Here is an 11643-nt window from a genome sequence, read left to right on the forward strand (position 1 = left end):
AGTTCTTTTCTTAAAAGACTTTCTGAGGGGAGATTATAGCACATACTGAAATTGGCTTCTGGCACCAGCCGAAGACTGCGTCAAGGGGGTGAGGTTTGCCATTGAGCCGCGTACCACCTCAAGTAATCTTCGAGGTGTGCCTGCCAATAAGCCGCATTATGCTCGCCATCGTTAAGGTGCCATTCGTAGGGGAGCCCCAGGCTCTCCAGGCGATCCACAAATGCCTGAGCGGCCTTGAGATAGCGGTCATACTTTCCACTATCCAGGTAAAAGCGCGGCCATTGGTCGGAGGGGATCTCAGATGCCCGGTAATACAGGCGCAAGTCGTCACCCCAGAAAGGCGCCGGACTGTGGGCGCCGATGGCAATGAACTGATCGCTATGCTGTATGCCCAGATGGAGCGCCCATCCGGCACCACGCGAGATGCCCCCAAGCGCCCGACATCCTCGTTCGCGGCAGACGGGGAAATATTCTTCGATCCAGGGGATGAGAACTTCCATCAGCGTTTGCCCGAAGGCCGATTCCTGAGGGTCGCGGAGAGCGTATTCCTCATAAGGCATGACGACCAGGAAGGGCTTCACCTGACCGGTTTGTATGAGTCTATCCAGCAGGCTGGGTAAACCCAGGGTGAGCCACAGACTTTCATCACTGCCCTGGCCGTGCAGGAGGAAGAGGACGGGGTAACCCGGCTTGGCTTGAGGATTGTAGCAGGGGGGCAGATAGACCTGGAAGCGCAGGGGTTTACCAATGGGAGTGGGTTCGATAATGTGGGACTCCACTTGCGCGGCCCCACAGGGAGTGGGGGTAGGAGTGGGAGGAGATGTGGGGGTTAAAGGAGGTTGATGGGATGTGGCTGTAAGTGTGGCGGAGGGCATTATCTGTGTGGGGAGCACTGAGGAAGTCTGCGGGTTGCAAGCGACCAACATTCCGATCAGCCCCAGGCTCATCCAACCCCAAAGCGACCGGTGTGGAAATCCCCTAGTACCCTTTTCCCTCATAATTCTGATTTCGAAGTGAACAGAATACCTTTGGCTTTGAGCAGATCAAGGAAAACGCTCACCACATGCGGGTCGAATAAACGACCACTTTCGCGGCGCAGATACTCGGCAATGGAATGATCATCCCAGGCCGGACGGTAGACACGCGGGGTTTGCAAAGCATCCCATACGTCTACCACCGCAAAGATGCGTGCGGCCAGGGGGATCTGCTCGCCCTTTAACCCTTCCGGATAACCGCTACCATCCCAGCGCTCGTGATGGTAGTAGGGGATATCCAGCGCAGGTTTGAGAAAATCCACCGCTTCTAGAAATTGCCTGGCATATTCGGGATGGCGTTTCATGATCTCCCACTCCTCGGAGGAGAGATCATCTTCTTTCTGAAGGATGGGGTCCGGGATGGCCATTTTGCCAATATCGTGGAGCAAGGCGCCGTAACGGATATATGTTAACTCTTCGTCTTTAAGTCCCAATGCCCTGGCAAGTTCGACGCTCAACTCGGCTACCCGGCGGGAGTGCCCGCTCAGGCTGCCATCCCGTAATTCCAGTGCCGCCGCCCAACCTTCAATGGTGGCCTGGTAAGCCTGAGTGAGGCGAAGATTAGCCTGTTCGAGTGCCTGAAACAGGCGAACGTGCTCCATGGCCACCGCAGTTTGAGTACTCAGGTTTTCGAAAAAAGAGAGCCAGTCAGGGGGAGTTGGTAATGGAGCACGATGGTAGAGTTCAAATACACCATGGGTCTCTCCCCGCGCAACCAGAGGGGCTACCAAGTAGGCCTGAAATCCCTCGGCGGTACATAGCGCGTAGGTTTCAGGGGAAAGCGAGGCCTGATCGAGGCTTGAGCGTTGCACAACCCGACGGGTCAGGATGGCCTCATATGCACACTCTTCCGGCGTGAGGAGGCGCCGAGGAGATGGAAAAGCATGTTGGAAGCCCTCAGTAGCGATCAGATTCAGGGATTGGCGGCTTTCATCCAGAAGCCAGACAGCGGCTGCATCTACCGGGATAGCGTTGCGAGTCTGCTCCACGATTATTTCCAGGAGGGTTGCCGTTTCCGAGTTGTTGATAATGGCCGCATCAATTGCACGCAGGGCAGCCATCTGGCGTAGTTTCTCGTTGATATAGATCTCGGCTTCCTGGCGTTCGGTGATATCGGAGAACATCACCAGAATTGCGGGTTGAGCCTCCCAGGTAATACGTTCGGCATGCAGGAGGAGCCAACGGGTGGCGCCGCGCATTGTGATCACCCGTAACGTATAACGCGGGGGTGGATTCTCACCGCGCAAACGGGCAGCATAGCGTGCCATGACCTGAGCGCGATCTTCCGGGTGGATCAAGGTTGCAACAGGGATACCTTCCAACGTGACCAGAGGCTGACCCAAAATTTCTGCCGCCATGGGATTGGCAAAAACGATGCGTCCCTCTTGACCTGCGATGACCAGAATGCCCTCAGTGGCGTTTTCCACCAGGGTACGGTAGCGGGCTTCGCTATTACGCAGCGCAGCCGTTTGTTGCCGCAGGCGATGCCGTAACCCGAGCAGCGCGACCAGACTAATTGCTAAAAGTACGGCCAGTAGACCGGCCGCATAAATGTAGGGCTTTAGAGTCTCCCAATTGGATAACACCAGTTCCAATCTGGAGTAATCCTGTAGGAATACCTGGAAGAATGCACTTCTACTTTCCCCCGCAAAAAGTAAACTCCTCAGCAGATGTGTGCTGTGTAACAGGGCAGTAAAAAGGGGAGAAGTATCCATCGAGTAACCCGTCACCACTGCTAAAATCATCATGTAGCCGCAAAGGTGTGCTTATACTCCCTCTGTCTAAATTTGAATGAAATTTTTGAACAAGCCCGTCCGTTTCAATGGCTGCCTGTTAAGATATCGTTTCACGCGACTCTTCTATTTTATACCCGTATCTCTTAAGTGCTCTCTATTACGCATATGTTAAAATGGAAGGTAGGTATGGATTTATTCGAACACGCCATGGAGCAGGAAATGGCCTCAGAGGCGCCTTTGGCAATGCGCATGCGCCCGCGCACCCTGGATGAGATTGTGGGGCAGGACCACATCATCGGCCCGGGCCGCCTGTTGCGCCGGGCTATCGAGGCTGATCATCTGATGACCTCTATCATCCTGTATGGGCCGCCGGGAAGTGGTAAGACCACTCTGGCACAAGTGATAGCCCATCACACAAAAGCGCATTTCGAGCGCATCTCGGCGGTGCTGGCTGGGGTGGCGGATCTGCGACGGATCATTGAAGAGGCCACTGAACGGCGAAAACTTTACCGTCAGCGCACCATTCTCTTTATTGACGAAGTGCATCGCTGGAACAAAGCTCAGCAGGATGCTTTGCTCCCCCATGTGGAGAGTGGATTAATCACCCTAATCGGGGCAACCACTCAGAATCCTTATTTTGATGTGATCCCGGCATTAGTGTCACGCTCACGTATCTTTGAATTGCGCCCATTGAGCGAGGACGATTTGAACGTGGTGCTGGAACGTGCGTTGCGCGATCCAGAGCGCGGATATGGGCAGCGTGCTGTTCTGATTGAACCAGAAGCCCGCGCTTTGTGGTTGCGTGCGGCGGGGGGCGATGCGCGCAACCTGCTTAATGCGCTGGAACTGGCCGTTGAAACCACTCCTGCAGATGCAGAAGGAGTGATTCGCATCACCCGTGAGATTGCCGAAGAGGCTATTCAGCAACGTGCCATTCATTATGGGCGTCAGGGGGATGCCCATTACGATACGATTTCTGCCTTCATCAAATCAGTGCGCGGCTCTGATCCGGATGCCGCCCTCTACTGGCTGGCCACCATGCTTACTGCCGGCGAGGACCCTCGCTTCATTCTGCGGCGTCTGATTATCCTGGCTGGTGAAGACATTGGCCTGGCCGATCCGCGCGGATTGTTGGTAGCCACAGCAGCGGCGTATGCCTTTGAGTACATCGGAATGCCCGAAGGAATTTACCCGATTGTCGAAGCCACCCTCTACCTGGCGACTGCGCCAAAATCAAACACCGCAACCACCTTCTTTGAAGTGCAGCGCCTGGTGGAGACGGAAGGCCCCGGTGCTGTGCCGCGCCATCTTATGGATAGCAGTCGCGATGCTAAGGGATTTGGACACGGGCAGGGATATCAGTATCCCCACGGCTTTCCTGAGCATTTCATTCCCCAGCAATATCTGCCTGATCACCTGTTGGGGCGGGTATTTTACCATCCTTCGGATCAGGGATACGAAGCGGAAATTGCGGCTCGCCTGGCGCAGTGGCGGGCGGCTCAGGCCGCGGGTCTTCAATCCCAACCGGACACCGGAGACACCGATGCCCAAGGTACTACTTCTGATACGCCACGCCGAGAATGATGTCATGTACCGTCGTTTGGCGGGTCGACTGCCGGGTGTCCATTTAAATCGCCGTGGGCAACAGCAGGCATTGGCGGTAGCCCGAATGTTGTTGGGTGCTCCCGTGCAGGCACTTTATAGTAGTCCCCTGGAACGTGCTCTGGAAACCGCCGAGCCTCTGGCACGCGCTTTGGGTTTGCAGATCGAGGTTCGTTCGGGTTTGAATGAAGTGGACTTTGGGCGCTGGCAGGGACGCTCTTACAGGCAACTGCAACGTACTCGGCTCTGGAAACTGCTGCAAACGGCGCCCGCGCAGGTGCGTTTCCCGGATGGGGAATCGCTGGCAGAGGCGCAGCAGCGTGTGGTGAGTGAACTGGAAAACCTGGCGCTGGAGGGCATGATCGCCTGCGTGACCCATGCCGACGTGATTCGTCTGGCGTTGCTCCATTACCTCAACATGTGCCTCGATGATCTTCACCGCTTGGTGATTACACCGGCATCTATCTCCATAGTTATGCTGGGGGAAAGACCGCAGGTGCTCACCATTAATCGGACGTGTGAGTTTGAATGGGGTGGGTTATCGGCTCAGGGGGCTGCGCCGGGTAGTCCCTCCGCTTGACCCTGATACACCTGTGCAATCTGTGCTAGGAGTTGCTCCGCATGTGCCACTCCCCGATTGACAAAGCGCGGATACCCCTTTACATCCAGGATGAAGGTGGTGGGAATGCTAAAGACACCCCACTGATCGGCGAGTTGGGGGTGTTCGTAAGCGTTGATCTCGATGATTTGGAGAGCCTCTCCCGCCTGCTCCCGCACGCGTCGTAGCGCCGGACCTTGCAATGTCTTGCAGGGCACGCATTCCGGCGTAGTGAAGTAGAGGATGGCAGGACGACCGGGGCGGAAGCCCGGAGGCAAGGACTGGCTACGTCCGGCCCGCCACAATAGCCAGCGATTGACCAGGGTGAAGGCGATACCCCCCATCCCCAGGATAAGCAACGCCAGCAACAAACGGGTCAGAACATCGGAGGTCATAGAGCCTGCCGCGGAGGACGGAAACCAGGGCGTGTACCCGGCGGGGGAGCCTGATTGAAGCCAGGTACTCCCAGGCGATTGAGGAGATAATAGACTGCGCATCCCGCGCAGAAACCAAGAAACAGGTTAAGTGCGGCCAGCCCAACTACCAGCCAGGCCAATACCCATCCCAGGGTTGGAGCACCAGCCAGGAGAGCCAGGGTGGCGGCGGCAACGACCGTACCACCAAATCCCTGGGCGAAGCGGTGGGGGGTGGGATTGTCATGCAAGATTTCGGGCTTGAGCCAACCCAGGGGTTTGAGAATTTTATGATACAGCCAACCAAAGCCCGGTTGCCCAACCAGGGTGCCGCCGAGCATAAATAGGGCGACGACGCCAACCAGAAGGGGCTGGTCGAAGACAAATCCCAAAACCAGCAACAAGATGATGACGGCTTGGTTGGTGCGTAAAGCAGTGTGATCAACAGGTTTCAGTGCAGTCATGGATACAAAACCTCCAGAGAAGGAATCAAACGAGCGGTTGCTTTTATTTAGGTTAGGTAGCAACCGCTCGTAGCAGGCCCATGGAACGTCCAAATACTAAACCGGCGGTTGCCACCTCCACGGCTTACACAAACACATATTCCCCATTTGCTTCTGCGATCTTATCATGATAAAAATTATATAATATGTCGCTATAAATGCAAGGGGTGATTTCGGGGGAAAATAAATTTTGAAATCTGAAAGTTTCGGCTTGACGAAACTTAATGAGCATGCTAATGTTTTCTCTAGCCTAAGGTTTGGTTTGTTCAGCCCATTTGATTGTCGCCGGAAGGTGGTCATTCCGAAAGTAGAGTTTGTATAGTATCTTTTCACTGATTAAGGTTGGGAAAGGATGTGAAAAAAGTTCATCTATACACTCTCTCCATTGGACTGGGAGTTCTTGCATTTTCGATTCCCCTAATTGCGTATGGGGTTAATGGGGCATTTATGCGTTATAGCGGAGATGATTATTGCTATGCTGCCGTGCTCTCTGAGTATGGCTTCTGGGAGGCTCAGCGGCGCTCTTACTTTGAAGTGACCACATATCATGGGAATCGTTATTCCCTGACCCTCTTCTCCCACCTTGCCGACTTATTTGGTCCTAAAGCCAATGGTTGGTTGCCAGGTCTAGCGCTAATCCTTTGGGTGGGTTCCTTGTATTTCGTGTTTCGCAAAGCTGCTCAACTGTTGAATCGGCCTATTAGGGCTATTGAGGCCATGTTGCTTGCCGAGGCCGTTGTGTTTCTGGTGCTACATAGAACACCGGATATTGCTCAATCTCTATATTGGCGATCTGGTATGTTGCCTTATTTGATGCCTTTGGTGTTCAATGCTATCCTCCTGGGAGCGTTTCTCTCGATTTGTGGGCAAAGTGGGCGCCCATTATTACTTTATGGGGGGATATTATTCTCTCTTGCTGTTTTGGGGGGCGGGTTTTCGGAAACAGGGGTGGCTTTTCAGGGAGGGTTCTGGACTTTGATAGTATTGGGTTCTTATATCTTTGCCCATAGAAGTTCCTGGCGCTTTCGTGCTCCTCTATTCTTAAGCGCTGTGATTTGGTTGGGAACCCTCGTGGCTCTGGTTTTATTGGCTTTTTCACCAGTAGTAAAAGCAAGATTGATGGATCTCCCTTCCCCTCCTAATCTCTTGGCTTTGCTCGAAATGTGTTTTCGTTATGCTGCGATATTTACATTAAAGACGATGAAGCAGGTATATGAAAACGTAGTGATTTTAGCATTTTTCTTCTTTTTTGGTTTTTATAGTGCTACTCATCACCCCTTAAGAGTTACAACTTTGCGCTTGCTACCTTGGAAATTATTTCTCGTTGTAGGAAGTGGAATATTACTATTGCTTTGCTGTATGGCTCCCTCTGCTTATGCTGAGTCAAGTTATCCAGAGTTAAGGGCTCTCATTTTGGCTCGATTTGTTGTTGTGGTTATTATGGGGATTGCGGCTTGGGTTGTGGGGGAGATGGTTGGGTCGTTATCGGTACGCTTGTCGCAACCCTCTCGCTTTTCTGCGATGGCTCTTTTATTTCTTAGCATATTGTATGTGTATCCTATATTTCATATTACTGAAATACGGACTAACACTCCCTTGTATCAGAAATGGGCTCGGTTTTGGGATGCACGAGATCAGAGGATTAGAGAACTTAAGCAGCAGGGTTTTTCAGAGATCCATGTCATGGAGATAGATCACGTTATTCCTAATGTTATGGAACTTTCCCGAGACGCAGCACATTGGTATACCAACTGTGCGGAAGTCTACTATGGTGTTCGTGCCATCTATGCTGATCAGCCTGGCTGGGATGAGAAGGTACCACCCTAGAAAATAAAAGGAGTCCTGCTTGCTGGAGTAAATGATTCCTGTAACCAGGGTAACTTCGTTTAGATATGGCAAACATAATGAGATACTACGGCTAAAACATTGCCAACCTTGCACCAAATGCACTGCTAAGAAAAATTAACCAGATTTCCTGGGGTTTTGGTTGTGCTTAGTGGGTTTGCCTTCCATCTTGGCAACTCTATGCACTTGGTGCCCTCGGCTCTCTGCTAATAGGTAATAGGAATCTATATAAGGCAGCCCCAACCTCACGCTAACTTGGTACGAAAAGCCGGGCTTGACCGATCTGGGGGGCTGTTTTATAATTCAGCCGTTGAATATTAGCAGGTGTTTATGCCGCTTTCTTCTGAATCTACGCGTGATCTGATCATCCTGGAGCAAATTGAGCAAGACCCGGATGCTACCCAGGCCTCACTGGCAACGCGGCTGGGCGTGGCGGTGGGGACGGTAAACTGGCACCTCAAGCGTCTGATAGCCAAGGGCTATATTAAAGTGCGGCGTGTAGAGCGCCGCAAACTGCGTTATCTGATCACCCCTGAGGGGGTGGCTTTGCGCACTCGCCTCACCCTGGATTATATCCGCGATTCCTTCCACCTTTACCGTAAGGTGCGTGCTCAGGCACTGGGGATTATCGAAAAGGTGCGACAAGATGGTTATCAGGCGGTGCGCCTGGAAGGCGAGGGCGAGGTGGCAGAAGTTTGTCGTTTAACGTGCCTGGAACAAGGGTTAACGCTGGTGGATAACGGTCGTGCGCCGGTGATCCACGTGCGGCATCTCACCATTCAACTCGAATTCCCGAACGAGGCTGCTGATGAACACTGATTCGTTTTGGAAGAAGCGTTTTTGCGTCACAGGTGGCGCGGGTTTTCTGGGCTCATTCGTGGTGGAGAAATTGCGCCAGCGCGGCGCCACCGATATCTTTGTCCCTCGTAAACGCGATTATGATCTGGTGGATCCTCAGGCGATCCGCCGGATGCTGGAAGATGCCCGTCCGGATATCATCATCCACTTGGCGGCGCATGTGGGGGGCATTGGCGCCAACCGGATGCACCCGGCTGAATTCTTTTATGACAACCTGATGATGGGCGTCCAACTCATGCATCAGGCCTGGCAGCGTGGGGTGGAAAAGTTTGTCGCCATCGGCACCGTCTGCGCATATCCAAAATACACGCCGGTGCCGTTTAAAGAGGATGACCTGTGGAATGGCTATCCTGAGGAGACAAATGCGCCTTATGGTCTGGCCAAGAAGATGTTGTTGGTACAGGCGCAGGCTTATCGTCAGCAATACGGTTTCAATGCCATTTACCTGCTGCCGGTTAACCTCTATGGACCACGGGACAACTTTGATCTGGAAACATCTCATGTCATTCCGGCCCTGATCCGTAAGTGCATTGAGGCTCAAGAGCAGGGCTTACCAGAGGTCGTGGTGTGGGGAGATGGCTCGCCCACGCGCGAGTTCCTGTATGTGGAGGACGCGGCTGAGGGCATTGTCCTGGCTACGGAAAAATACAACGGTCCCGAACCTGTCAACTTGGGCTCTGGCATGGAGATCCGCATTCGGGATCTGGCTGAGATGATCCGTCGCCTGACGGGTTTCAAGGGGCGCCTGGTGTGGGATACGTCGCGACCCAACGGCCAACCACGGCGCGCCCTGGATACGACGCGGGCTGAGCGCTACTTCGGCTTTAAAGCCCAAACGCCTTTTGAGGAAGGGCTGAGGCGAACGATTGCCTGGTACCGCGAAAATCGTCAGGCGGCGCGAGGTGTGGCATCGGCCTGAAATGGGATGAGCCTATGGCATTACGTGAACAAACCGCTGTCACCATCATTCGCCCCTCCCGCGGGTGGGCTGCATTAGACCTGCGCGATCTGTGGCTTTATCGCGAACTGGTTTATTTTCTCACCTGGCGTGATCTGAAAGTTCGCTACAAACAAACTCTTCTGGGGGCTGCGTGGGCTATCTTGCAGCCTTTTCTAACCATGGTGGTTTTTACCATTTTCTTTGGCAATTTTGCCAAAGTCTCTTCCGAAGGCCTGCCTTACCCGGTTTTTTCTTACACGGCTTTGCTCCCTTGGGGGTTGTTCGCCAAAGCGCTAAATGATGCCAGCCGTTCACTGGTGGGTAACAGCCACATGCTCACCAAAATCTATTTCCCGCGGTTAATTCTCCCTCTGGCATCCGTGCTCAGCGGTGTGGTGGATTTTGGAATCGCATTTCTCTTCCTCTTGGGAATGATGGCCTACTATGGCATTTACCCCACCTGGGGCATTCTGATCTTGCCTGTGCTTTTATTGCTGGCGCTGGTAACGGCGCTTGGGGTGGGGTTGTGGCTCTCGGCTTTGAATGTTCTCTACCGGGATGTGGGATATGCCCTTCCTTTTCTAACCCAATTGTGGATGTTCGTCTCGCCGATCATTTATTCCATCAATACGGTCCCTGAGCAGTGGCGGTTGCTTTATGCCCTTAACCCTATGACGGGTGTGGTCCAGGGTTTTCGTTGGGCGCTCTTGGGCAGCCAGACGGAGCAGTTGGGTCTGATTCTCGCCATCTCTAGTGGAATGGCGCTGTTCATTTTGATCAGCGGGTTGTTCTATTTTCGGCGCATGGAGCGCCTGTTTGCAGATCGTGTCTAATTTAGGTTGGTGGAAAAACCAGCATGAGCCGTTACGCTATACAAGTCCGAGACCTAGGTAAGCAATATCGTATTGGGGCTGTTGTGACCCGTTATCCCACATTGCGCGAGGCCATGGCAGATCGGGTGCAGTCCATCTTTCGCCGCAACCATCATCCGGCTGAAACCATCTGGGCACTGAGGCATGTTTCCTTCGAGGTGGAACACGGGAAAGTACTGGGAGTGATTGGGCGTAACGGGGCCGGGAAGAGCACGCTGCTCAAAATATTATCCCGCGTTACCGAACCCACCGAGGGAGAGGCGGAAATCCGCGGACGGGTGGGTTCGCTGTTGGAGGTGGGCACGGGCTTTCATCCCGAGTTGACCGGGCGCGAAAACATCTACCTCAACGGAGCCATTCTAGGGATGAAGCGGGCAGAAATTGACCGCAAATTTGATGAGATTGTGGCTTTTGCCGAGGTAGAACCCTTCATTGATACGCCAGTGAAACGGTATTCCAGTGGGATGTATTTGCGCCTGGCATTTGCTGTGGCGGCGCACCTTGAGCCTGAGATTTTGGTGGTGGATGAAGTGCTGGCAGTGGGCGATGCCGAGTTTCAGCGCAAATGCCTGGGCAAGATGGGTGAGGTTGCGCGTGAAGGACGCACGGTGCTATTTGTCAGCCACAACATGTCTGCCATTCTGCGTCTGACCGAGGAGACGTTGGTGCTGGACAAAGGGCGCCTGGTTATGCGAGCCCCAACCCCAGAGGCAGTGGATTTCTACCTCTCGCAGGGGTTTTCGCAGACTGGTGAACGGATCTGGCACCCAGATGAAGTGCCCGCCTCAGCGGTACCTTTCCGCCCGATTGCCCTGCGCATCCGCAATGCACAGGGACAGGTGGTGGATACCATTCGCTCGGTAGAACCCAGTGCGATCGAGATCGAATATGAGCTGAGCGCGCCCATTCCCGGATTGCGAGTTGGCCTTTACCTAATGAGCACACGCGGCGAGTACGTCTTCACCTCATTCGATACGGACGATCCAGAGCGCTATGAGCAGTTTGCGGTGCGTCCGGCTGGACGTTATGTGAGCCGCTGTTTGTTGCCGGCTAACCTCTTGAACGAAGGCCGCTTCGTGGTGGGTGTGAATGCCAGTGCTTATCGCGTGCGACGTTACTTCCAGGATGAGCAAGCATTGACCTTTACGGTGGACGCCACCGGTGCGCCGGGCACCCAATGGCCCGAGCCGCGCTTAGGCGCTGTGCGTCCCCGTTTGGAATGGCAAGTTGAGGTTGCTTGAG

At 53.7% G+C, this 11643-nt stretch carries 11 protein-coding genes; 7 read left to right on the plus strand and 4 right to left on the minus strand.

The genetic code is table 11. The annotated features are described in order from the left end of the window. Positions 1-80: 80 nt before the first annotated feature. Both SE15_RS01975 and SE15_RS01980 read right to left on the minus strand, forming a co-directional pair. Complete coding sequence (locus SE15_RS01975) at positions 81-947, minus strand: alpha/beta hydrolase (RefSeq protein WP_054520422.1); 867 nt, start codon at positions 945-947, stop codon at positions 81-83. Between the two features lie 47 nt (positions 948-994). After that, positions 995-2620 carry an HD domain-containing phosphohydrolase gene (locus SE15_RS01980; RefSeq protein ID WP_236689991.1) on the minus strand — a complete coding sequence of 542 codons (1626 nt, stop codon included), beginning with the start codon at positions 2618-2620 and terminating at the stop codon, positions 995-997. A gap of 336 nt (positions 2621-2956) precedes the next feature. On the opposite strand from SE15_RS01980, the gene SE15_RS01985 reads away from it, so the two are divergent. Further along, positions 2957-4354: an AAA family ATPase gene (locus SE15_RS01985; protein WP_054520424.1), complete on the plus strand. Its 1398-nt coding sequence runs from the start codon at positions 2957-2959 to the stop codon at positions 4352-4354. After that, on the plus strand, positions 4314-4952 hold the full coding sequence (locus SE15_RS01990) for a histidine phosphatase family protein (protein WP_054520425.1): 639 nt from the start codon (positions 4314-4316) through the stop codon (positions 4950-4952). The genes SE15_RS01985 and SE15_RS01990 overlap by 41 nt, the downstream gene beginning before the upstream one ends. Here SE15_RS01990 and SE15_RS01995 read toward each other — a convergent pair. Together SE15_RS01995 and SE15_RS02000 are read right to left on the minus strand one after the other, a co-directional pair. After that, positions 4919-5365 (minus strand): thioredoxin family protein, encoded by a 447-nt coding sequence (locus SE15_RS01995; protein ID WP_054520426.1) that lies wholly within the window; start codon positions 5363-5365, stop codon positions 4919-4921. The genes SE15_RS01990 and SE15_RS01995 overlap by 34 nt on opposite strands. Continuing rightward, positions 5362-5847, minus strand: coding sequence for a DUF4395 domain-containing protein (locus SE15_RS02000; protein WP_083461636.1), 486 nt, complete (start codon positions 5845-5847; stop codon positions 5362-5364). The genes SE15_RS01995 and SE15_RS02000 overlap by 4 nt, the downstream gene beginning before the upstream one ends. Before the next feature lie 393 nt (positions 5848-6240). Here SE15_RS02000 and SE15_RS02005 point away from each other — a divergent pair, with 393 nt between their 5' ends. The 5 genes from SE15_RS02005 to SE15_RS02025 all read left to right on the plus strand — a co-directional run bounded on the left by SE15_RS02005 (position 6241) and on the right by SE15_RS02025 (position 11642). Continuing rightward, the gene (locus tag SE15_RS02005; RefSeq protein WP_054520427.1) at positions 6241-7713 is read left to right on the plus strand and encodes a DUF6056 family protein; all 1473 of its coding nucleotides are present in this window, start codon (positions 6241-6243) and stop codon (positions 7711-7713) included. A 348-nt stretch (positions 7714-8061) separates the two neighbouring features. Then, complete coding sequence (locus SE15_RS02010; RefSeq protein WP_054520428.1) at positions 8062-8550, plus strand: winged helix-turn-helix domain-containing protein; 489 nt, start codon at positions 8062-8064, stop codon at positions 8548-8550. Then, positions 8540-9508, plus strand: coding sequence for a GDP-L-fucose synthase family protein (locus SE15_RS02015; RefSeq protein WP_054520429.1), 969 nt, complete (start codon positions 8540-8542; stop codon positions 9506-9508). Before SE15_RS02010 ends, SE15_RS02015 begins: the two co-directional genes overlap by 11 nt. Before the next feature lie 14 nt (positions 9509-9522). Next, complete coding sequence (locus SE15_RS02020) at positions 9523-10362, plus strand: ABC transporter permease (RefSeq protein ID WP_054520430.1); 840 nt, start codon at positions 9523-9525, stop codon at positions 10360-10362. 23 nt (positions 10363-10385) lie between these two features. Further along, a complete protein-coding gene (locus SE15_RS02025) occupies positions 10386-11642 on the plus strand; it encodes an ABC transporter ATP-binding protein (RefSeq protein ID WP_054520431.1) in 1257 nt (418 codons plus the stop codon). Position 11643 lies beyond the last annotated feature (1 nt).

Source organism: Thermanaerothrix daxensis (assembly GCF_001306145.1).
Taxonomy (GTDB): Bacteria; Chloroflexota; Anaerolineae; order Anaerolineales; family Anaerolineaceae; genus Thermanaerothrix; species Thermanaerothrix daxensis.